Source organism: Rhizobium sp. PAMB 3174 (genome assembly GCF_052908375.1).
On the sequence record NZ_CM128608.1, the window covers coordinates 399,407 to 421,483 of the forward strand.

22 protein-coding genes and 3 pseudogenes are annotated in these 22,077 nt (G+C 56.7%); 13 read left to right on the plus strand and 12 right to left on the minus strand.

The window, feature by feature from the left end:
* The first annotated feature begins 16 nt into the window (after positions 1–16).
* The 3 genes from ACU5AY_RS01940 to ACU5AY_RS01950 all read left to right on the plus strand — a co-directional run bounded on the left by ACU5AY_RS01940 (position 17) and on the right by ACU5AY_RS01950 (position 2,682).
* The gene (locus ACU5AY_RS01940; protein ID WP_446827772.1) at positions 17–865 is read left to right on the plus strand and encodes an ABC transporter permease; all 849 of its coding nucleotides are present in this window, start codon (positions 17–19) and stop codon (positions 863–865) included.
* On the plus strand, positions 862–1,719 hold the full coding sequence (locus tag ACU5AY_RS01945) for an ABC transporter permease (protein WP_446827773.1): 858 nt from the start codon (positions 862–864) through the stop codon (positions 1,717–1,719). The genes ACU5AY_RS01940 and ACU5AY_RS01945 overlap by 4 nt, the downstream gene beginning before the upstream one ends.
* Positions 1,720–1,953: 234 nt before the next feature.
* A complete protein-coding gene (locus tag ACU5AY_RS01950; protein ID WP_446827774.1) occupies positions 1,954–2,682 on the plus strand; it encodes an MOSC domain-containing protein in 729 nt (242 codons plus the stop codon).
* A gap of 253 nt (positions 2,683–2,935) precedes the next feature.
* On the opposite strand, the gene ACU5AY_RS01955 is transcribed toward ACU5AY_RS01950, so the two are convergent.
* The 5 genes from ACU5AY_RS01955 to ACU5AY_RS01975 form a co-directional block, all read right to left on the minus strand.
* Positions 2,936–3,448, minus strand: a complete 513-nt coding sequence (locus tag ACU5AY_RS01955) for a hypothetical protein (RefSeq protein WP_446827775.1) — start codon at positions 3,446–3,448, stop codon at positions 2,936–2,938.
* 81 nt (positions 3,449–3,529) lie between these two features.
* Positions 3,530–3,721, minus strand: coding sequence for a hypothetical protein (locus ACU5AY_RS01960; RefSeq protein WP_446827316.1), 192 nt, complete (start codon positions 3,719–3,721; stop codon positions 3,530–3,532).
* On the minus strand, positions 3,718–4,005 hold the full coding sequence (locus ACU5AY_RS01965) for a DUF1488 family protein (RefSeq protein WP_446827776.1): 288 nt from the start codon (positions 4,003–4,005) through the stop codon (positions 3,718–3,720). Before ACU5AY_RS01965 ends, ACU5AY_RS01960 begins: the two co-directional genes overlap by 4 nt.
* Positions 4,002–4,250: a hypothetical protein gene (locus tag ACU5AY_RS01970; protein ID WP_446827777.1), complete on the minus strand. Its 249-nt coding sequence runs from the start codon at positions 4,248–4,250 to the stop codon at positions 4,002–4,004. Before ACU5AY_RS01970 ends, ACU5AY_RS01965 begins: the two co-directional genes overlap by 4 nt.
* Before the next feature lie 481 nt (positions 4,251–4,731).
* Positions 4,732–5,061: a hypothetical protein gene (locus ACU5AY_RS01975; RefSeq protein WP_446827778.1), complete on the minus strand. Its 330-nt coding sequence runs from the start codon at positions 5,059–5,061 to the stop codon at positions 4,732–4,734.
* A 201-nt stretch (positions 5,062–5,262) separates the two neighbouring features.
* Between ACU5AY_RS01975 and ACU5AY_RS01980 the strand changes: the two genes are divergently transcribed.
* The 6 genes from ACU5AY_RS01980 (at position 5,263) to ACU5AY_RS02005 (ending at position 11,710) form a co-directional block, all read left to right on the plus strand.
* On the plus strand, positions 5,263–6,027 hold the full coding sequence (locus ACU5AY_RS01980; RefSeq protein WP_446827779.1) for an SDR family NAD(P)-dependent oxidoreductase: 765 nt from the start codon (positions 5,263–5,265) through the stop codon (positions 6,025–6,027).
* Between the two features lie 3 nt (positions 6,028–6,030).
* Entirely contained in the window at positions 6,031–6,735 is a 705-nt protein-coding gene (locus ACU5AY_RS01985) for a FadR/GntR family transcriptional regulator (protein WP_446827780.1), read from the plus strand.
* Between the two features lie 93 nt (positions 6,736–6,828).
* Positions 6,829–7,635 (plus strand): SDR family NAD(P)-dependent oxidoreductase, encoded by an 807-nt coding sequence (locus ACU5AY_RS01990; protein WP_446827781.1) that lies wholly within the window; start codon positions 6,829–6,831, stop codon positions 7,633–7,635.
* 34 nt (positions 7,636–7,669) lie between these two features.
* A complete protein-coding gene (locus tag ACU5AY_RS01995) occupies positions 7,670–8,626 on the plus strand; it encodes an ABC transporter substrate-binding protein (RefSeq protein WP_446827782.1) in 957 nt (318 codons plus the stop codon).
* A gap of 50 nt (positions 8,627–8,676) precedes the next feature.
* Positions 8,677–10,659: an ABC transporter permease gene (locus ACU5AY_RS02000; protein WP_446827783.1), complete on the plus strand. Its 1,983-nt coding sequence runs from the start codon at positions 8,677–8,679 to the stop codon at positions 10,657–10,659.
* On the plus strand, positions 10,652–11,710 hold the full coding sequence (locus tag ACU5AY_RS02005) for a quaternary amine ABC transporter ATP-binding protein (protein WP_446827784.1): 1,059 nt from the start codon (positions 10,652–10,654) through the stop codon (positions 11,708–11,710). Before ACU5AY_RS02000 ends, ACU5AY_RS02005 begins: the two co-directional genes overlap by 8 nt.
* A gap of 154 nt (positions 11,711–11,864) precedes the next feature.
* On the opposite strand, the gene ACU5AY_RS02010 is transcribed toward ACU5AY_RS02005, so the two are convergent.
* The 4 genes from ACU5AY_RS02010 to ACU5AY_RS02025 all read right to left on the minus strand — a co-directional run bounded on the left by ACU5AY_RS02010 (position 11,865) and on the right by ACU5AY_RS02025 (position 16,654).
* Positions 11,865–12,812 carry a transposase gene (locus tag ACU5AY_RS02010; RefSeq protein WP_446827785.1) on the minus strand — a complete coding sequence of 316 codons (948 nt, stop codon included), beginning with the start codon at positions 12,810–12,812 and terminating at the stop codon, positions 11,865–11,867.
* A 180-nt stretch (positions 12,813–12,992) separates the two neighbouring features.
* Positions 12,993–13,877 carry a carbohydrate ABC transporter permease gene (locus tag ACU5AY_RS02015; RefSeq protein WP_446827786.1) on the minus strand — a complete coding sequence of 295 codons (885 nt, stop codon included), beginning with the start codon at positions 13,875–13,877 and terminating at the stop codon, positions 12,993–12,995.
* A 78-nt stretch (positions 13,878–13,955) separates the two neighbouring features.
* Positions 13,956–15,203 carry an ABC transporter substrate-binding protein gene (locus tag ACU5AY_RS02020; protein WP_446827787.1) on the minus strand — a complete coding sequence of 416 codons (1,248 nt, stop codon included), beginning with the start codon at positions 15,201–15,203 and terminating at the stop codon, positions 13,956–13,958.
* Positions 15,204–15,355: 152 nt separating this feature from the next.
* Positions 15,356–16,654: a family 4 glycosyl hydrolase gene (locus ACU5AY_RS02025; RefSeq protein ID WP_446827788.1), complete on the minus strand. Its 1,299-nt coding sequence runs from the start codon at positions 16,652–16,654 to the stop codon at positions 15,356–15,358.
* 284 nt (positions 16,655–16,938) lie between these two features.
* Between ACU5AY_RS02025 and ACU5AY_RS02030 the strand changes: the two genes are divergently transcribed.
* Positions 16,939–17,712, plus strand: coding sequence for a GntR family transcriptional regulator (locus ACU5AY_RS02030; protein WP_446827789.1), 774 nt, complete (start codon positions 16,939–16,941; stop codon positions 17,710–17,712).
* Between the two features lie 109 nt (positions 17,713–17,821).
* Here the strand turns inward: ACU5AY_RS02030 and ACU5AY_RS02035 are convergent, their stop codons facing one another.
* The gene (locus ACU5AY_RS02035; protein WP_446827790.1) at positions 17,822–18,838 is read right to left on the minus strand and encodes an aldose epimerase family protein; all 1,017 of its coding nucleotides are present in this window, start codon (positions 18,836–18,838) and stop codon (positions 17,822–17,824) included.
* 171 nt (positions 18,839–19,009) lie between these two features.
* Between ACU5AY_RS02035 and ACU5AY_RS02040 the strand changes: the two genes are divergently transcribed.
* From ACU5AY_RS02040 to ACU5AY_RS02050, 3 genes and pseudogenes are all read left to right on the plus strand, one after another.
* Positions 19,010–19,825 carry a TRAP transporter large permease gene (locus ACU5AY_RS02040; protein ID WP_446827791.1) on the plus strand — a complete coding sequence of 272 codons (816 nt, stop codon included), beginning with the start codon at positions 19,010–19,012 and terminating at the stop codon, positions 19,823–19,825.
* Between the two features lie 154 nt (positions 19,826–19,979).
* Positions 19,980–20,517: pseudogene (locus ACU5AY_RS02045) on the plus strand (hypothetical protein).
* Positions 20,518–20,781: 264 nt separating this feature from the next.
* A pseudogene (locus tag ACU5AY_RS02050) lies at positions 20,782–20,943 on the plus strand (integrase core domain-containing protein); the annotation flags it as partial.
* Positions 20,944–21,082: 139 nt separating this feature from the next.
* On the opposite strand, the pseudogene ACU5AY_RS02055 reads toward ACU5AY_RS02050, so the two are convergent.
* Both ACU5AY_RS02055 and ACU5AY_RS02060 read right to left on the minus strand, forming a co-directional pair.
* Positions 21,083–21,532: pseudogene (locus ACU5AY_RS02055) on the minus strand (6,7-dimethyl-8-ribityllumazine synthase); the annotation flags it as partial.
* 14 nt (positions 21,533–21,546) lie between these two features.
* Entirely contained in the window at positions 21,547–22,056 is a 510-nt protein-coding gene (locus ACU5AY_RS02060) for a flavin reductase family protein (protein WP_446827792.1), read from the minus strand.
* Between the last annotated feature and the right edge of the window lie 21 nt (positions 22,057–22,077).

Consider the following 22,077-nt stretch of genomic DNA (forward strand, 5'->3'; position numbering starts at 1 on the left):
GAGGGAGCTGAGTGACATGGACATTTCGAGCTTCACAGACGCCTTCGACGAATGGACAGATGCTGCCCTCGAATGGGTGAGCGACAACGGCGAGACGCTGTTTGACTATGTCCGCTGGGTTCTCGAAGGCCTATACGACAGCATTCTCTGGCTGCTGCAGCTGCCGCCGTTCTACGTGATCGCCATCATCTTTGCCCTGATCGGTTGGCAGTTCGTCAACAAATGGTTTGCCCTTGCAACCGGCATCGCGTTAGCCCTGTGTTTCTCGATGGGGTTGTGGACCGAAACCATGAGCACGCTTGCGCTCGTGCTGACGGCAACGGTACTTGCGCTGGCAATCGGCATCCCGATCGGCATTGCTGCTGGCTTCTTCACGGCGCTCGACCGCTTCATGGAGCCGGGCCTCGATCTGATCCAGACCCTGCCGCCTTATATCTATCTCCTGCCGGCGATCGCGCTGCTCGGCTACGGTCCAGCTACCGCCCTGATCGCCACTGTCATCGTCGCGATGCCGCCGGTGATCCGTTTGACCTCGCTCGGCATCCGCATGACGCCAAAGCCCTTTATCGAACTCGGCGAGGCGAGCGGCATTACGCCGATGCAGATGTTCTTCAAGATCAGGCTGCCCTTCGCTCTCCCCAGTATAATGGCCGGCGTCAACCAGAGCCTGATGATGGCGTTCGGCATGGTCGTCATTGCCGGGATCGTTGGTTCGGGTGGGCTTGGCGAAACCATCTACGGCGCCATTCGAACACTTGATATCGCCACATCCATCAATGGCGCGATCGCGATCGTCGTACTGACGATGGTGCTCGACCGGATCACCCAAAGTGCGGCACGTTTCCGCTCGGGGAGGCAGTCATGAATGCTTCGTTTCTTCAGTTTTCGCCGGGTGCGTTTCTGGCGCCTGCCATAGACTGGTTGAATACCAATCTCCACCCGCTTTTTGCGGCCATCGGCTATATCGTCGAGTCGGTACTCTCCGGGATCGAGGCAGCACTTCTCTTTCCGCCCTCCTATCTGCTGATCGGGGTAGTGGTTGTCGGTGCCTATTTCGCCGTCAATTTCCGGGCGGCGATCCTCGCAGGTCTTTGCCTCGGCTTCTGCCTGCTTGTTGGCCTCTGGACGGCATCGATGCAGACTATCGCGCTTGTGACGGTTGCGGTGCTGATTTCCGTGCTGATCGCCTTTCCTCTCGGGGTCATGTGCTCCCGTTACAAGACGCTCGAAGCGATCATCCGCCCCATCCTCGATGTGATGCAGACCGTGCCGCCATGGGTCTACCTGATCCCGGCCGTGATGATCTTCAGCCTCGGTCGCGTGCCGGCCATCATTGCCACGATCGTCTATGGCATCCCTCCGATGCTGCGGCTGACGACATTGGCCTTCAACCAGGTTCCGATTGAGTTTCGCGAACTCGGCAGCGCAATCGGCGCGGATGCCCGTTCTGTCCTCTGGAAGATCGAAATCCCTTTGGCGAAGCAGACGCTGCTCGTTGGCCTCAACCAGTGTATCCTGCTGTCCCTTGCGATGGTCGTGCTTGCCGGTCTCGTCGGCGCAGGTGGGTTGGGTGCCGAGGTGACGCGAGGCCTGACACGCATGGAAATGGGGCTTGGCCTGCGCGCCGGCCTCGCCATCGTCGCTGTCGCGCTTCTGCTCGACCGTTTGACGCGCAGCCTTCTTGATCGCGATCGCAGACCGGTCGTCGCGGCGCACTAGGATTGGTAGATGAGAAAAACCTTCAATTGCATCGACGTTACCTATAGCGCGCGACGGATACGTGGATGCTGTCCTGCTCAGGCGAATTCGCGCGTCAACATGGAAAGGGAAAGATCGTTGCTGGCCAACTCCAGGATGCCGATGATCGAAAGCGCCTCTGGTTTCACCAGAACCTTCAAGCCCGTCTTTGGGACAATGCCGTCGGCGATCGGGGTGATGCACTAGATGCGGCGCGTGGGTAGAATCAAGGAGCTTTGGCGCTATCCGGTGAGTTCCGTGACTGGTGAGCGGCTGGACCAGGTCTCCGTATCGCCGGCCGGGATGGAAGGCGACAGGCGCTACGCTCTTGTCGATGCCGAGACCGGTATCGTCGCTCACCCCGAACGCGACAAGCGCTGGCAAAAGGCGGTGTTCGTGAAATCGCGCACCGCGCAAACGGGAGGGATCGAGGTTCAGGTTCCCGGTCACGAATGGCTTGGCATCGAGGCGCCTAACCTTACCGCAGCCTTGACCGTGTTCTTCGAATTCGCTGTCGAGTTAAGGCCCTACGAGCGTTCGGCCGCTGCCGGAGAAGCAACCTCCTTTGCCGTCGATCGCTACGATGTTTCGCCGCTGCATCTCCTGACCAGCGCATCCGTCGAACACCTGAAATCCCTCCACCCGGCAGGCAACCCCGACCGGCGCCGCTTTCGACCCAACATCTTCATGGACGCAGAGAGCGACATCACCGGCTTTGCCGAACTTGGCTGGATCGACAGGCCCATCCGCCTTGGATTCGTGGATGGAACGGTGATCGCCCCGACCAAACGCTGCGGCTTCACCATCCTCGCACAGGAGGGGCTGGAAAATGACCCCGAGATTCTGCGCAATGTGATGAAGTTTGGCGCGCGCAACATGGGCGTCTACTGCGCGCCTGGCGCCACCGGCGTGCTGAAGGTCGGGGATGTGGTGTGCCTTCTTTGAAGGATGGGGACATTCCGCTCGATAGGCGCTCGACTGGCTGCCGCTCCATCCTTTCTCTGCAATTCTGAAGCACCAGCTCTCCAACATGCTCACGAAGCTATCACTGCTGATTGCGAGCGCGCACGTTCGCCATTTTCGACCTGATCCGCGACTGCCGTCCAGAGATGATAGAGAGAGCTTGCGGGGATAGTCTGAGCGATCGAGCAGTCATTCAGATCCAGGCGATCGTGCCAGCAACCTTGAGGTACGCCTGTCATGTAGTGGCCAATGATTTCTGAGGCCAATGCGTCGGCCTCGACCCGATATCGGATACGGCCCTTCTCTGCCATGACGACGACACGACTGGAGTGCGCCGCGATCTTCTGCAGCACGTTGAGTTGAGACGGGCTCGGCTCGGCTCGGCAAGGATGGTGTGGCAGGTGGTGACGACCGGAACTCGCAGGTTCTTCAAAAGCATGAGAATGAAGTCGCCATCGGGACCTCCGAAGATGCCGAATTCGTGCTGTAGCGACACCACATCGAACCGCCCTTCGTTCAAGACCCGCGCGGCGGTCACGTAATCTTCGACTTCATCCTCCCGTATCTCGAAGATCACGTCTTCCGGATAGGCGTAGGATTGCTTGGCATCCGTCACGGCGACGATGCTCGCGCGGACGGATTGCGACGCATCAGCCATGGCGTGGGAGAGATCGCCGGTGAACGTCGCGATGCCACATTGGCGAGGAAGAGAATTGCCGATGAAGGCGATACGGGTTGGCTTTGTCATCTGCGTTCCCTTCAGAACATGGTGTCGAACTCTCGTCTAAAGTCGTAGGCTGAGTTATGCGTGGCGATCGATTTGCGAACGTCAGGCGGCAGCATCGCCGCGACGTGGGCTGCCGCCTTCATCCTCCCATCGCAACAGAGCTTCGGCTTCGCCGAGATCAACCTGCTTCCAGATGCCTGATTGTGGATCGCACAGGGCCACCCCGGTCCGCAGGCGATCAGCCATGACCGCCCCTTCTTCGAATTTCACCGAACGCCTGATCGCCGTCATCATGTCTGCGACTGGAGGGACGACCCGAAGGCACTGAGATCGAGTTCTATTGTGTCTCGTCGGCGGGACTGGAAGGCTGCACGAGCCGTCTTCAGGATGCGCTCGCGCGCCCGATCGAATGCCATGAGATAGTCGCGTTCCTTCGGGCGTTCGGGCGCCCCCGGGCGATCAAACACGGCGACAGGCAAGAGAAACAGCACCTGGTTCAGACCGTCATGCCCGATGAAGCGAATGAGGCCGCGCGTCTCGTCGTAGGTCCGGGTCGAGTTGGGGAAGGCGAGGGTCACAGGCTCGTGGCCTGAACGCCGGCCTTGCGCCGCGCGCTGACGGCCTCATCGGCCCACAGGGTGACGGCGCCAATCAGATCGCCGGAGCTCCGGTGACCTCTTTGGTAAAGTTTCAGAGCATGGCGCGCTGCACCGCGGTCCAGCTCGCACAATGGTTCCTCATGGCGGAACCCGGAGCGCCGAAGCACGGTCCTGATGATGCTGATGTCGTAGCTGCTGATTGGCTGATTAAGGTCGGAAGACATACCGTCCTCCTTGATTGGGGCCAGGGTGAGTGCCGCCCAGAAAATGGCAGTGCCCGTTCAATGGCTGCCACTGACTAGCATATGGGACCCTGTACCAAGAATTGCAATGTCACTCGAAAAACACCCTTGGGGCGAGCTTCAAGGCTGCGGGTTCAGATGCGGCTCCAGGATTGGGTCCGGCAGCATTGGAGACAGGCTGTCGCTTAGCGGAGCGGCCAAGCTCGAACCGCACTCTCTGGAAAACGGCAGCACCTCAAACGTTTCCAATTCTCGTTTTCGACGAGAAGGTTCGCGAGTACGGTTTACGGGGCCAAAACTCCAAATGACCTTTGGCGTTCTGACACAAGCGGAGGCGTGCGATGGTACCGAGTCGATTGTCGAACTCGTAATTTCGCCGGCACAGAGGCAGCAATCGCTGCTCTGTCTGCCTTTCGGCCAGGACGATGGCAACTTCGATGACCACCGTGAAGGTGTCCCGTTGTCAATGAAAGTCGTAGCACCAACCCCGGTTTTTCGTTTGGGTCTGGTGATTGCAGGTTAGCCAGTCCCCAGAAGATTGGCTGAATGTTCTGGTCTCGGTGTAATCAGGCCCCCCCGCAACCAACGAGACTTGAATATTTGCCCATTCAAGTCGCTTCACAGAAAGCTCCTCCGCATATGCGTCGAGGAGCTTTTTTTGTGCCTGCTCCCCTTCAAGCTCGCCCGCATGCAGCTTCTCCAGGTACTCATGGCGCTTCAAAAGGCGGAACCGTTCCTCCAGGATCGAGGCTGCTTTCATCGCAGTCAGGATCGAGGCGATCCGGGCATACAACCTCAATCGTTCGCATACGAGCCTTGATGGCTTGACCCCTTATGAGTTTGCAACACGGTCCATGAAGGATCAAAAACCCGAACAGAGCTAACTTATTATCGCGGAGATAAAGGGGAGCAGGTAAATTTTTCGGTATTTGCCTGAGGCGATCGAGCCAGATTTGTCTGGCACGCCACCCTCTATTGGTCTATCTTTCAGACCATGAGGCGACTTGATAAAAAATCTGTCTTGATAACCGGCGGCGCAAAAGGCGCGGGGGCTGCCAGCGCGGCCTTGTTCGCCAGAGAAGGCGCGCGCGTCATGATAGCTGACCGTGATGCCGACGCTGCAGAAGCACTCGTCGCATCACTGAAAGGCGACGGCCTTGAGGTTGCGTTCGTACATGCCGACGTATCGATGCCAGACGGCGCGGAAGCGGCATATCGGGCGGCGCGTGAAGCCTTTGGCCAAGTCGACATACTGTTCAATCACGCCGGCATCATCATCGTGAAGCCCTTCCTGGAGTGTACGCTCGAGGAATGGGACGAGCTGATGAACAACAATGCCAAATCGGCGTTTCTGATGTGTCGACTTGTGCTGCCTGAGATGCTTGAACGCGGCAAGGGCGTTCTGGTCTTCACGTCGACGACGGGTGTGCGCGCGGCAACGCATCTCGAGGCGCTCTATTGTGCGTCGAAATCCGCGATGCATCAGCTGGCTCGGGCGCTGGCGGTTGAATATCGTGATCAGGGGATTCGCGCGAATCTGATCTGCCCGAGTTTCGTTCGCACGCAGCATGGAGAACACGAGATCGAGCAATTGCGTAGTTATGGTGTGTTTGCATCGGAAAATGATGTAAATGCCATGCAAGGGCGTATTTGCGAACCCGAAGAGGTCGCAGAAGTTGCTTTGTTTTTGGCATCGGATGCATCGAGTTTCGTGAATGGCGCAGAATTGTTCGTTGATAACACCTTTACGGCGGTATGAATCGTGCTTTGGGGATTGAGGCCAGTTGAACCTCAGGCGGCTCATGGGCTTGCCGTCGATCTCCTGCAGCGCCAGATTCATTCTGGCTTGCTGTTGCCGGCAGAGAGGTTGCCGGCCGAGCGCCAACTTTCCGACAGGTTCGGCATAAGTCGCGTTACACTGAGAGAAGCGTTGCGCGTACTGGAGACAAATCATTACATTAAGGTCAAGCGAGGTGCTCAAGGCGGCGCATTCGTTACCGACGAAGACCGGTTGAGCCAGCTTGCGCGTCGCCGCATGGCCAGGGCGCCCGGCGCAACCATGCGCGTCGTCGAATTTCTTGTCGTAAATCAAGCGGCTGCTGCGAAGCTCGCGGCTGTCAGGCGTCGTGCCGGTGATCTCAAGCGTATGCGCCAGGCGATCGACATGCGGCAGTCAGCGGGGACGGCGCCCGAGCGCAAGCAAGCCGAAGCACTCTTTTTTCTGGCGCTCGGTGACGCAGCACAAAATCCGTTGCTGTCGCGGGCAATCGAAGATGGTCTTGCCGAATTGTTTCTGCCCTTCGAGCAGTCCGCTGCTGCTGAAGCCTCTACTATGACCTTGATGTCGTTCGAGGAATTGCTTCGGGCTGTCACGGAAGAAGATGTCGATGCATCGGAAGTGGCTATTGCCGGACTCCATGCCTTGCTCTGGGATGCCGTTAGGCGAATTACCAAAAGCGCTGCCTAAATTTTGCCATTGCCCAAAATGTTGACTTGACAACTGCATCCGTATTCATTGGTATTAAGATCATACCAATGATCCATTGAATGCGGGGAAGTGATGAACGTCAGGTCAAGTGTGTCGGCTAAGGCAGGGGTCGCTGGAAAATTGGACGGTCGGACTGCGGTAATCACCGGCGGCGCAAACGGGATCGGGCGGGCGGCGGCCCGCATGTTTGCCGCTGCGGGCGCAAGGGTCGCAATCTTCGACATTCAGGCTGAGGCGGGACGCGATGCCGAAATGAACATCAGGGACGCCGGCGGCACCGCCTTGTTCCTGAAGACCGACGTGACCGATACTGCCGCTGTGCGCGCCTCGCTCGACGCGGTTGTGAAGGAATGGGGAGTGATCGATACCCTGTTCAGTCACGCCGGAACGATCATCGTCAAGCCGATGCATGAGAGCACTGACGAAGATTACGATCGCCTGATGAACATCAATGTCCGCTCGTCTTTCGTCGTATGTCGGGAGGTCGTCTCTCACATGCTTGAAAACGGCGGCGGTTCAATTGTCATCACATCTTCCATCGGTGGCGAAAAAGGTTTCTCGCTGGAAAGTCTCTACTGCATGACGAAAGGAGCCGTTCTGCAGCTCGCACGTTCGATCGCGATCGAATATCGCGACCGAGGCATTCGCACCAATGCTGTATGCCCCGGCTTCGTCAAGACCGCTCACGGCTTGCGAGAGATCGATGAGCTGGACGGCTTGGGACAGAACTGGAACGAGGCAGACCTCACAGGTGTCCAGGGCCGCCTTTGTGAGCCGGAGGAAGTGGCCGCGGCAGCGCTGTGGCTCGCGTCTGACGATGCGAGCTTCGTCAACGGTCAGGCGCTCTACGTCGACAACGGCTGGTACGCCAAGGGTTAATCAGCATACCAACTTCAAAAAAAGGGGAACTGCCATGAAACGACTGATCTCTTCCGCCATGCTGGCGCTGACGCTTGGAATGGCGTCGCCTTCAATGGCCTTCGAACCGGAATCCAGTCAGCCCATCAAGCTGATGATCGCGGACTGGACTTCCATGGTGGTCGATACGGAAATTCTCAAAATCATTCTTGGGACGTACGGCTATAATGTCGAGACCGTGGTGGCCGACGACAGCGCCCGGTATCCGGGCTTTGAATCGGGTGACCTCACAATTGCGCTTGAAACCTGGCAGACCACCCAGGATGAACCGTTCAATGCCTCTGTCGCGACCGGCAAGGTTCTCGATATGGGTGAGCTTGGTCCTCATGCCAAAGAAGACTGGTGGTATCCTTCGTATATGGAGGAGAAGTGCCCTGGCTTGCCCGGCTGGAAGGCTTTGAAAAACTGCGCAGACGCTTTCGCGACCCCGGAAACCGCGCCCAAGGGCAGATATCTCAGTGGCCCGGTAAGCTGGGGTGGGCACGACGAAGAGCGTGTCAAAGCACTGGATCTTCCCTTCGAGGTAGTCCACGCCGGGACGGATGCGGCGATGTTTGCGGAACTCAAGTCTGCCTATGAGCGCAAGGCGCCAATCCTGTTGTGGATTTACGAGCCGCATTGGGCGCCGACCGTCTTCGATGGTAAGTTCATCGAGTTTCCGAAGTACGAGGCCGCCTGCTACAACGATCCGGCATGGGGTGTGAACCCGAATGCCCTTTATGACTGCGGCAAGCCCGAGGGCTGGATCAAGAAGATGGCATGGGCCGACGGCGAAAAAATCTGGCCGTGCGCCTATGATATAACCCGCAAGTTCACCATCGACGGCAAGGAGCTTGGGCAGCTCGTCTACGACATTGATGTGAAAGGCCGCTCCGTCAACGATGTTGCTATGGAGTGGGCCACGAAGAATGAGGCCACCTGGCGCGGCTGGGCCGCATGCGCTGCGAACTGATGGTGTGAGCGAGGCCGGGTTCGCCCGGCCTCGCATGATGGAAGCGCGTCATGACAGACATGGTTACAAGATACGGCAGTGCAACGGTTCGGCCTGGCTATCGTCCGGTCGGGATGCTGATCATCCTTGCTGTCGCCATTGCGATTTCCTTTTACGGATCGCTCGCGCATTTTCCCGATTGGGCCGTCGTGCCTCTATCCTCATGGGTTGGCAGCGGACTGAACTGGTTTGCACGTGAAGCCGGTATCGGTGGCATCAAGGTCGCGGACATAACCCGTGCAATCGCAGGCATCGCCGAACTGCCGATCGACTGGATGAAGGTCTTGCTCGTCGATGGTTGGGTGAAAGGGGCCGGCTTCAACAAGGTCCAGGTCCTGCCGCCTCTCAGCTGGGTTGGGGTTGTCCTTGCGACATCCTTGCTTGCCATGCGCATCGCCGGCAAGAAGCTCGCATTTCTGACGCTCCTAGCCGGCACCTATCTCGTCATTTTCGGCCTCTGGACCTCAGCGATGATCACGCTCGCCTCCGTACTGCTTTGCGTGGTTGTGGCGCTGGCCCTTGGTCTTGCCTTGGGCATCTGGGCGTATCGGTCTCCTGGTGCTGAAGGCGCTCTGCGCGCGATCATGAATGTGATGCAGACCGTGCCAATCTTTTCGTACCTTCTGCCGACCCTGCTCCTGTTCGGGTACGGTCCGAGTGCAGCCCTTTTCGCAACCGTAATCTACGCTCTTCCGCCGATGGTTCATGCTACCGCCCTGGCGCTGCGATCGGTACCTCCCGAAACCCTGGAATTGGCCAGGATGACCGGTTGCAATCGGGCCCAGACGCTTTGGAAGGTCGAATTGCCGGTTGCGGTTCCCAAGCTTGCCATCGGTCTCAACCAAGTGGTGATGATGACGTTGAACATGGTGATTATCGCCTCCATGATCGGTGCCGGTGGATTGGGCTATGATGTGCTTCGGGCCCTGCGCAGGCTTGATTTCGGCGCCGGCTTCGAAGCCGGGATGGGAATCGTTGCTCTCGCCGTGATCCTCGATCGTCTGACGCAGGCGGCCGCCCACAACCAATCCACCGGCCGGTTCGGGCTTTGGGGACGTCGTGAAACGATGATCGCCCTGGTATTTCTTCTGGCCCCCACGGCATTGAGTGTCGCGTTGCCGGCATTGGCGGTCTGGCCCGACGCACTGACACTGACAACCGCCCCCTTCTGGAACGGCATGGTCAGCTTCATCAACCAGAACTTCTTCACCCCTCTGGATGCATTGCGGACGTTCATGCTGCTTTACGTGATGAACCCGTTCCGCGACCTGCTGGTCGCCACGCCCTGGAGCCTGATCCTGATTGGTCTCGGCACTGCTGCCTTCGTTCTCGGTGGCTTGAGAACTGCCCTGATTGTTGTTGGATTGATGCTGTTCATTGCCATTACCGGATATTGGAACGCGGCGATGTCCTCTGTCTATCTCACGACGCTTTCGGTTCTGTTGGCGCTGGCGGTTGGTATTCCCTTCGGAATTTGGGCTGCTGGCCGGCCAAAGTTGCACGGTTCGGTTCAACTGGTTCTCGATACACTGCAGACCCTTCCGACACTCGTTTACCTTCTCCCAGCGGTCATGCTGTTTCGCAATGGGGACTTTTCTGCGCTCGTCGCAATTATGTTCTACTCCATCGCGCCAGCCGTACGTTACGGCATGGCGGGGATGGTCCATGTGCCATCCGAGCGGATTGAAGCGGCCATCATGTCGGGTTGCACGCGCTGGCAAACGTTCCGCTTTGCGCGTCTGCCTTCAGCGCTGCCCACCCTCATCCTTGGCGTCAATCAGACGGTCATGATGGCGCTTTCAATGTTGGTCATCGCTGCTCTCGTCGGGACAAGAGAGCTTGGGCAGGAAGTCTATACGTCACTCGCTCGGGGTCTGACCGGGCCGGGCATAGTTGCAGGTCTTTGCGTGGCCTGCATCGCCCTGGTGGCTGACGCTTTGTTGAAATGCAGTGCCGCACGTGCTGCCAGAACCGAAAGGAATCACCATGGCTGATATCCTGGAAATGTCCGCCGGCGCGATTGATACCGAAAGGTCCGTAGCGCTTGAGGCGAGAGGAATATGGAAAGTGTTCGGAACCAGTTCGGACGCTTTCCGAAAGCTGCCGACTTCGGCGCGATCCGGCGAGGCGATGGCGGAGGCTAAGCTCGTGGGTGCGGTTCAGGACGCCACCTTTCAAATTGGCCAGGGGGAAGTCTTTGTCATCATGGGACTTTCCGGTTCCGGAAAATCCACTCTGCTTCGTTGCCTCACCCGGCTCATAGAGCCAACTGAAGGCGAAGTTCTTTATTATGGGGAAGATATTCTCAAGCTTGATGACAAGGCTCTCGTCGACATCCGACGCGGGCGGATGGGCATGGTGTTCCAGCACTTCGCCCTTCTGCCCAATCGGACTGTCCTCGGTAATATCGCCTTTCCTCTGGAAGTCCAAGGTACGCCACGGGCAGAGGCGGAGGCTCGCGCATTGGAACTGATCGAGACTGTTGGCCTCAAGGGACGAGAGGCAAGATTTCCCGCCGAATTATCAGGCGGCCAACAGCAACGGGTAGGGATTGCTCGTTCGCTCACCACCAATCCCGAATTCTGGTTCCTTGACGAGCCGTTTTCTGCACTTGATCCCTTGATCCGTGCGGACCTTCAGGCGGAAGTGCTGCGGCTGCAGCAAACACAGACTCGTACGGTCGTTTTTGTGACACACGATCTGGACGAAGCCATTCGATTGGCTGATCGTATCGCGATAATGGAGGGCGGGCGCATCGTTCAGATCGGCACGCCCGAGCAACTTGTCACGCATCCTGCCACCGATTATGTTCGGCGCTTTGTTGCGAAAATTCCGCCGGCGCGTGTCGTCAAGGTGTCGTCCCTGATGGTGCCGGTAGAAGGCGGAGAGGTCGGAGCTGCAGTGAGCGCTGGTTCCACCATCGCCGAAATCGCCCCCAGTCTCGTTACAGCAAGTGGTCCGCTCCCGGTCGTCGATCAAGCCGGTCGAAAGGTTGGAATGCTCGACCGCCAAAGGGCGCTTGAAACACTTGCCGCGCGCGCCTGACAGGCGGAAGTTCAGCGCATTGTTGCAGGCGCATTCGAACGCAGTGAAGCCTCATCACCCTCTCTGCTTGTTGATTTCACTGAGAGCTGAACCGGCGTAGCCTTATATTTCCATTGAGAATTGGCTCTGACGCACTTTTGCTGAAGTAGAAGCCTTATGACGCTCCAATCAGCCGTGCCGGCAGAAGGTCGAGTTTTGCACGTCCGTACATCTGGCGCTTTATGAGTTTCAGACGCGTGATTTGGCCTTCAGTTTGCCCGTTTGACCAAGGGGAGACGATTGCGTTTCGGACTGCGACGATGTCCTTTTCAACGCCGCCGGCAAAGGAGCCAACCCGGCTGTCCCTTGCTGTCTCAAGCCATTCAACGAGTTTGGCTGCCGACTTTGAACGGATCATCGTTTGAAAGTCGCCAACGGCCTTGCGAGCAGCAACCAGTTCCGGAACGTTTACTTCGATCGCTGCGACCAAGATCGCTTCAGATTTTGCCAGGTCGTCGCGCGCGGCAGTCATCAAGCGAGCGATAACCCGAGTGGATGGCGTTCGCGCAATCCCGCTCTGACCGGCCTTCTCAGCCAAACGTCGGCGTTGTGCCCATTGCGAGACGACACCACTCTGCCCTGGAAAGCCTTTTGCTTTCATCTCGCGCCAAAGTGTCAACTCGTTTCGAGCGCCTTCGTCCCACCGGCTGTTGAGCCAAGGCAACCAGCTATCCAACGAGCTCGGTTTTGTTCGGAACACATCGAGGCGTTGACCACGGAGAACATCGCGAACCAGCTTCCGGCTGCGATCGGTTTGCCGGACAATCTGTCGAATTGATATTCCTTTCTTGGCCAGTGTCAGGATAGCTTCATTCGTCTCCTGCCGACGAAGATAGCCTTCATATTGCAGCCTTTCGGCATAGGTTAGAAGCTTCGGATCAACCACACTGCTGCCGACCGCCTGCCTGATTTGGCGCATCGACTTACCGACAGCGTCCAGAAATGCCCGGCTCGAGTTTTCCATAAGATGCCAGCGATCGGCGACTTGATCCGCATGAGGCAAGGCCTTCGCGATGGCCTCGCCATATCCAAGGCTGGATGGTAAGGTCATGCGGAAGAGCAAAGATCTGGCTCATCCGGATCTCGTCCAGCGATTTGAAGCTCGTCACCACCATGATGTAGAGTGGCAGCAGGAAGAACAGACAGCTGACGACCATGAAGGCATAGATGCCGATACGACTGGGCGTGAGATGGTTAGGCTTTGGACCGCGAGGGTGCTTTTTCGTTTTAGTAGCCGAAATCATTAGCGGCTCTCCTTCTTTTCGCGGATGTACTCGAAGTAGAACCATGGCGTGAAGAACACGAGGACGAAGACAAGCAAGATGGTGCAAGCCGCCGTCGCCAGGCCGATATTCGAACGGGTAAAGAAGAAATCCATGATGAATTTCGCGGGAACGTCGGTCGACAGTCCCGGTCCGCCGCCAGTCAGCGCAACAACAAGATCGTAGGCCTTGATGATTGATAGCGACATCAACACCACGGCGGTCACGATTGTAGGGCGCATCATCGGTAGGGCAATCGAGATATAGGCACGCCAGGTCGGAATGCCATCCACGCGCGCCGCTTTCCAGATATCCTGGTCAATGCCGCGCAGCCCGGCAAGCATTAGCGCCATAACAAGTCCGCATCCTTGCCAAACGCCGGCGACGACCAAGGCATAGATTGCCCTGTCGGGTGTCACCAGCCAGTCGAACGTGAAGCTGGACCAACCGAAATCACGCACGGCCTTTTCAATGCCGACTGTGGGGTTGAGCATCCACTGCCAGACGAGCCCGGTTACGATGAACGAGATTGCCTGCGGATAAAGAATGATCGTGCGGATTGCGGCTTCGCCGCGCACCTTGCTGTCCAGTAGGGCTGCCAGAACAAAGCCAATGACAAGGCAAAACACCATCATCAAAACACCGAAGGTCACGATGTTGTGGACAGCGATGCTCCAGCGCTGGGTGGAAAACAACCTCGTATATTGCTCAAGGCCGACGAAATTTGTGTTCGGCAGCATCTTGGAACTGGTCAGCGAGATGAAGATCGTCCAGATGATGGTGCCGACATAGGTGCCAAGCACCAAAACCCAGAAGGGGATGATCGTCAGCATCGCACCCCAATTTTGCTTCTGTACTCGAGCCATGGCGGCTTTCTCCTGCTTGTCCCCGGGCAGAACGGACGAGATCACATCGTATCCGTCCGCTCAGCTTTCAATCGGCGATCAGTTCGTAGCAATCGCATCCGCAAAATTGTTTACGAAGTCATCGACCGATTCACCCCTATTCGCCCAAGCCGCACCGAGCACGTCCTGAATGGCGCCGATGGCGTCGGGGGTGAGGTAGAAGTCTCGATCACCAACCTGGTTGGCGGGATCAGCCATCAGCTTGAAGCCGATCTGGCCGCAGGGGTCGACTTTGGACATGTCAACGTCGTTGCGAACAGGGACAGAGCCCTTCACAAGATTGAAGTCAACCTGAACCGTCTTGTTCATCATGGTATTGACCAGGAGGTCTTGGGCCTTGAGCAATTCCGGATCCTTGGTTGCGGTCATGATGAACATGTCGCCGCCGAACACATAGCCTTTGTTCGCGCCAATTGTCGGCGTGCAGGCAAAGTCGACCATCGGCGTTTTGTGCGCGTTGACGAATTCGCCCTTGGCCCAGTCACCCATGAACTGAACACCAGCTTTGTTGTTGATGACGAGTGCGGTGGAATCGTTCCAGTTGCGCGCCGCTGCGCCGGGGTCGCTGTAGTTACGCATTTTGAATAGCGTCTCGACCACATCCCTGAAGGCAGGGCTTTTGATGGCTGCAACGTCGCGGTCAACGTAAACCTTCTTGAAGAGTTCAGTGCCACCCTTGGAAATCATCAGGAAGCGCCACATCGAGTCAATCGTCCAGGCGTCGCGCGAAACTGCAATCGGGATGATGCCGGCAGCCTTCAGCTTGTCGAGGGTTGGGAAGAATTCGTCCCATGACTTTGGAACTTCGGCGCCCGCCTTTTTGAGAGCGGGGATCGACCACCATGACCAGGTCTGGCCATGTAGATCGATTGGAACGCCGTAAACCTTGCCGTTGCGCGTGATCGAATCCCAGAAAAGCGAAGGGATGACCGCCTTCCAGTTTCCAGCAGTAGCAAGCGCGGAGATGTCCCGTACATAGCCGTTTTCAACAAACTCATCGAGTTCCTTGCCCGGAATGATCTGCATGGCAGCTGGTGGGTTGCCACCAACGATGCGATTGATGCCGATCGATTTGGCGCTGTCACCATTGCCACCAGCAACCGCACTATCAACCCACTGGCCACCAGCTTTGTCGAATGCGTTGGCGAGCACCTTGACGGCCGCGGCCTCACTTCCCGATGTCCACCAATGGATGACGTCGGCTTTCTCGGCAGCAAGTGCGCAGTTGGCGGTTCCGGCAATTAGAATGGCTGCAAGCAGCCCGGTTATTGATTTGGAATTAAACATGGTCACAAGTTCCTCTCTGGTTTTTTGCCAAATGCGGAACTTTGCCGCATTTGGATGCTTCAAGTTGCGACGACGCGTCAGGTAGGCTCACGTCGTCGCCTTTTTCTCGCTGGCGGATAGGCACGTTGGCCCCGCCAGGGATTAGATTTGCCTCACTTCAGATAGCCGAGATGGGCCGACTGAAGGGAAAGCATGGTGTCGAGCAGATTTTCGGCTGCGCGGGCGTCGTGGCAGATCGGGTCAACCAGCATCGCTTGCAATGCCGCTTCCTTGGAGGAATTGAGTACGGCCTCTGTCGTCATGTCGTTGACTGCAACCTGTGTCATCAGCAAAGCCCCAAAAGCCTTCGGGTATTGATCGAACTTGATCCCGTGGATCCCGTTCTTGTCGACGATGGCCGGCACCTCGACAATCTGGTTGGACGGCAGATAGTCGATGAATCCATCGTTTGGAACGTTGACGGCCAGTTCGTAGTGATGACTATCGTTGAGAATGCCTTCAATGATCGGCACGACGCGCCAATATTCTTCTTCCGGCGTGCCATCGGCGATGCGACGTAGCGCCTCTTCGTGGTTTGAACGCATGGCCGCCTTGTAGCTCGAATAGAACTCCAGGATTCCGCGATGATCGACAGCACTGGCGGCCCACGCGATATACTCGCCAAAATGGCTGTCAGTGGTGATCGGAAGGTGGCCGAACCTTCTCAAAATCTCCTGGAACAAGCCGCGTTCCCCGATATAGCCGAACACTGCCGGTGCCGTGGCAAAATAGGCGGGAGCTTTGGCACGAATGTCGGGATAGGCGTCCTTGCCGCTGTCCTTGTAAGTCGCCTCGACCAGAATGCTGAAATGGTTGAACCCACCAGCCTTGATGTCCAGATTTTCGACCGGCGTATCCAGCATCAGCGGGAGATGCTCGATCAGCGAAGCCACCTCGTGGCAGATGCCGACATATTTCAGGGCTGGGAACTTGGTGTGAACTGCATGTGAGATGCGGACCATCGGATTGCTGAGGTTGAAAACGTAGGCGTTGGGGCAGATGGTGGAGATGCGTTCGCAGATGTTCAGGATCGGCGGAATGATGCGCAGCGCATGGAACAGGCCGCCCGGTCCACCATTCTCGCCATAAACCTGGCGGAAGCCGTACTGCATCGGGACCTTCCAGTCCTCTTCCCAGAGGGTGTGGCGATCACCAACCTCGATGGAAATCATGCAGAAGTCTGCGCCCTTGAGCGCATCGTCAAGCGAGGTCGTTGCCTCGACCTTGTATTGAAGGCCCTTGTCCTGAACGTACTTGCTGGCAACCCCTTTCACAAAGGCAAGCGCTTCGCGATTGATGTCGTTGAGAACAATCGTGCAGCCTTCCAGCGTTTTTGAACGCAGAATGTCACCGACAGCTCCCAATCCGAACATGGCACTGCCAGCGCCGATGAGAACGATTTTTGTGCTCATTAAGAGCCTCCTTGACTTGGTTAGTATTTTTCGTGTCCCGCGTTTGGCTCCCTCTGCAGAGGGGGGCGCAACTTCTTTGTTGCGAATACCAATATATCGGTATATCTATAGTGTCAACGCTCTCTCTTGAGCGATTTTGCAACGCACAAACGCTCACTTGTCTGCTGGCTCAACAGTCAATTTTGGCTAGGGAACATGCCCATCAGGCATCCCGGCAGGGGGTAGAGCAATTTGTGACGAGTGGCTTTCGACTTTTGGTTTTATCGATTAAGGAAAATAGAAGAATGCGCGCCGCCCTGACTAAGCGAGACCCCGGCAATATGAACAGCGAATTTCTCAGGCTAGGTTTTTCCAAGGGCCAAATCGACGATCATCTACCCAAAACGGTACAGGTCTACGAACTGCTGCGCGGCGCGATCATTACAATGAAATTGTTGCCAGGTGAGGCTATTATCGAGAAGGAAATTTGTGAAGCGCTCGGCATTTCGCGGACTCCCCTACGTGAGGCGATCATCCGGCTTGCCGCGGAGAGCCTGGTCATCGTTCGGCCAAGTGGCGGCACGTTTGTGAACCATATCATTGTAAACGAAGTGCTTGACGGCCAGATTACCCGCGATACTCTCGAGAGACGTTTAGTCAAGTTGGCCGCTCGCCACTTTCGAGCCGCGATGGCAGGCCCATTCGAAATTGCTCTATTTCAGCAAAAAGTGGCGGCCGATGAGAAAGACATGGACGAGTTCTTCCGGCTCGACAACAGCTTTCATCAGTTGATCTGTGAATGTTCGGGCTTCCCCAATGGCTGGAGAACGCTTCACAGCGTCACTGGACAATTGGACAGAGTGAGACGATATGCCCTCACGCAGGCCGAACATTGCTATCAGAGCCTTGCAGAACACCACGCAATTTACCAATTTATCAAAAACAATGATGAAGATGCCGCCGCTGATGCCTTCCGAAATCATGTCGACCGACTATTCAGTGAGGTTGATCTTATCAGTCACCTCAATCCGGAAATGGTTACACTGGCTTCCCGGGTCACGATTGCGGACATCAGATGATCAGGGGCAGGGGTGTCATTATCAGGACGCCCCACCTTGCGCTCAGAGCTTTATTGCAAAGCCAAATCGAGTGCAGGAAATCACCAGATGAGAATAACCCGACCTCAACCTATCGGCCAAAGCGGTATTCGGTGTGATGCGCGTAGACTTCACCCGGGCGAAGCACGCAGTTGGGGAAATGGCATTTGTTAACCGCATCCGGGAAGACCTGCGGCTCGAGGCAGAAGCCCGAGCGGGGAGACAGGCGCTCACCGTTCAGCCCGGATGCCGAGACGTTTAATGTTGCCGCGTCGAATACCTGAAGACCGGGCTGGTTGGTCCAAACTTCCATTGTCACATCCCCACGAGAGGCGATGGCGCGAGCTGCCTTCTCAAGTCCGCCTGAGCCACGCAGTACAACATTGCCATCGTAGTGAAACGGCCCGCTATCTGTCTGGAACAAGAAGGGCCGTTCTGCGCGAAAGTCCCATGGCGTTCCCTCGACGGAGAGTATCTCCCCGGTCGGTATCAGATCCGAATCAGTTGGGGTGTAGAAATCTGCGTTGAGCCAGAGCCGCTGTAGAAGAACATCACCTTCACCATCGAGATTGAAATAGGCGTGATTGGTGAGATTGATCGGCGTTGCCTTGTCCGTCGTCGCAGAGTAGATGATCTGCAGTGTCGCCGGCTCAAGAAGGCGATATGTGACGTTAGTCGTCAGCCGACCTGGAAAGCCATGCTCGCCGTGGCCAGAGATAATTGCCATCGTCACCGAGCGATCATCAATATCCACAACAGTCCAATTACTTGCGCCCAGGCCATCATCGCCACTGTGGAGCGTGTGCTGACCCTCCTGATTACGTGGCAATGAATAGGATTGCCCGTCAAGCGAGAAGCGCCCCCCGGCAATCCGGTTGGCCACCCGTCCTGGAACCGCCCCAAGGTGCCAGTGTTTGTTTTCGATATAGGCTTCGAGCGTATTGAAGCCAAGAATCACTGGTCGGGGGCCGTCCGGCGTCGGAATCCTCAGGTCCCTGATGACCGCTCCGAAAGTTACAACTTTCAACTCAGCGCCGGCATCACTGCGCAATTTCACCTCATAGACATCCGCACCCCGATAGGTTCCGAAGGAAATGGAGTTATTCATGGTCGTTCGACGTCCTCTCTACGGCACATATTCCAAGGTCCAAGTCAGCTTTTGTGAGAAATATATTGATATATCTCTTATGTAAAGTGTGTCCGCCATCAGTGCCCTTGAGACAAATGGCTGGTAATTGAGAAGGGAACCCTCGGGATCATCGTGCCGCCTTCGAGCATCATGATCCTGTACGCCGTGCTGACGGAACAGTCCGTTCTTTCGCTCTTCACGGCAGCCGTCATCCCGGCCATTCTTTCCGTGACGCTCTATATGATTGCAATCTGGTTTGTCGCCAAGCGCAACCCGGCTGCCATGCCTGGAACAGAGCGTCTCCCCTACAAGGATCGGGTCAGAGCCATAGGCAAGTCGTGGGGCGCCATAACACTGGCGATTATCGTGCTGGGTGGCATTTACTCGGGGATCTTCACGGTCAACGAAGCAGCCGCAATCGGCGTGGTTCTGGCATTCCTGTTTGCGATCTTTCGCGGCCGTCTCAACCGCAAGACGTTTCTGGTCGTGCTGTCGGATGCCAGTGTGTCCACCGTGATGATCTACATCATGGTGTTTGGGGCAATGATATTCTCCTACTTCATCAGCATATCGGGTGTGACGACCGACATTGTGGTCGGTATCAACAATCTGAACCTGCCCCCGCTTGGAGTTATCTTCATGCTGGTGGTGGTCTATCTCTTCCTTGGATCCATCTTTGACGAGGTGGCCGCCATCGTTGTGACGCTGCCGTTCGTTTTGCCGATTATCGTTGCGATGGGCTACGATCCGGTGTGGTGGGGCATATTGAACGTCGCTCTTGTCGGTGTCGGCATGCTGACACCGCCCATCGGCATCAATGTTATGCTCTTGAGCTCCATGCGATCGGACATTCCTCTCTTCACGATCTATCGGGGAATTACGCCGTACTTCCTGGCGGATTGCGTTCGCATCCTGATCCTCGTTCTGTTTCCTCAAGTGACGCTGTGGTTGTTGCATGCAGTTTAGAGCACATCCATTGAACGCAGAATCGGCTTGAGGATTCCTTCGCTACCGGAATTCGGATTCCCTTGCTCCGAATGATGGTTTGGTCGGATGGAATATGACCCGAGCTTTCAGCGATGATCTTCGGAGCCGCGTCTTGACTGCTTCACGCGATGGCATGTCGGCGCGCTGTCGGCATGATCGAAGAGGCAAAAAACATCACGCTCGACGAGATGGTCCTGCGACTGGCCGAAGAATGGGTGTCTCCCTTGGCTGCTGCGGTATTGATGTCTGGCTGCGAAAGCGCGTCTGGACATTCAAGAGGGGACCGCACCTGCATTGGAGCAGGAACGCTCCGACCTTCTGAAGCGCGGCCGGGACTGGTTCGACGGGCAGCTCGATCTCGATCCGGCACGTCTCGGCTTCGAGGTCAGGCTATTTGCGGAGAGCGGTGCCGTTCCCAGATCCCCCACGGAGACTGGAAAGCGACATTCACCGGAGCACTCAGACTTTCTAACATGACCGCACCCATGGCCCTCGACGCGCAATGAATGGGATCGCGTTTCTGGCCTATCTTGCGCCGTTTCTCGTTCCAACCGTGGCACCGGGCAACTTCACTGAAGGCGGTCTTGCGCGCAAAAGCCGAGCGGACCGTCGATGCGCTTTGGGATGCCGTCGCCCGTCGAGTTCGAGAAGCAGCAGAAAATCTAACCTGAGGGTGTCTACGAAACTCGGGGCTATTCAACGTCGCCGAACGTTCTGATCCCTTCAAAACCTGAAATATTTAAGTCTCGGTGTGATCAGGCCCCCGCAACCACCGATCCCTTCGATACCAACAAAGCCCCATCAAGGGGCTTTTTGCGTTGCTGGCCTTCAGTTGCCCCAGCCTGGCCCATAAGTTCTTCCAGGATTGCCCTCTCGTGGAGAAGCCAGGTCTCTTCTTGCCTGAGGCAAACGTCAGGATCGCGGAAAGCTGGCCAGAATGCCTGAACACCCACTGGTTCCTGACACTTGCGGTTTCCCGCGAAAAGTTGGAGATTTGGCGTCGATACTACAACGAGGAACGTCCTCACTCGGAGATCGGTTATAACGTCCCGATCGCCCTGCATAATCTTGGTGGCGCAACCAGCCAGCCATCGTGATCAGAGCCGGAAAACTCCAGCTTCCGGCGGTCCAAGGTTTGGTCCCAGAGCACTAACGCGGAAGACTCCACTCAGAAGCGATCCGGTTTTCGGGATCAGAGCCGTTCGGGCCACATTCGGTCGTGCCGGTGTCGGCTGCAAGAGCCTCGATCCTGGCATGGGCTTTAAGAACGCCTAGGACAGCAGAGGCCGCCTCCTCCCCCTTTTTCACAAAGTGATCGAGGAAGAACTCCCGGTGAGGACCCGCGTCATGGAAATGGTGAGGTGTCAACGAGACAGAGAGGACAGGGACATCCATCTCAAGGCCAACCTTCATCAGGCCTTCGACGACCGTAGCCGCAACGAATTCGTGTCGATAAATTCCTCCATCGACCACAAGGGCTGCACATACAATCGCATCGTATCGGCCTGTCTTCGCCATCTTTCTCGCGGCCAGCGGCAACTCAAATGCGCCTGGTACGTCCACAAAGTCGATAGTGTGACTGGTCATTTTAGATTTGAATCCCAGGAGAGCCTGCTCAACTGTTTCGGCATGCCACGAAGCTTTGATGAACGCTATGCGATATGTACTGGTATTTATGGTCTCCATTTTCGTTCTCCTGGCTATGCAACCTGAGGCAGCGTGATGATGCTTCGGTTGAAATAAATCAGTGGCATACTCCCTCTTTCACCGCTGGCGATGTGGACGTCGCAAACGAAAATTGTGTGAGTTCCTGATCGTATTGTTTCATGAACGGAGCAGCTGAAGCGTGCGCACGCCCCTTCCAGGACCGGCTGGCCCAGTTCGTCGACGGTCCACTGACCTATCTCGAACCGCTTCTCCGGCGAGACCTGGCCACCGAAGGCGGCGGCCACGGCCTCCTGACCCTCGGACAGAATGTTCAAACTAAGTCGGCCGTTTTCCAGAACGATCGGGTGCGCGGAGGCCGTCGTATTAACACAAACGAGAAGTCGGGGCGGTTCTTGGCATACGGAGCAGGCCGCGGTCACCGTGAGACCACCACGCCCGGCCTTGCCGTCGGTTGTGACGACTTTGACGGCTGCTGCCATCATCGCCATCGCGTCCTTGAAACGGTCCGCGTTTGCGGCACCAATTTTCATGTCAATCAACATATTAGTTGCCCATTTGGATTG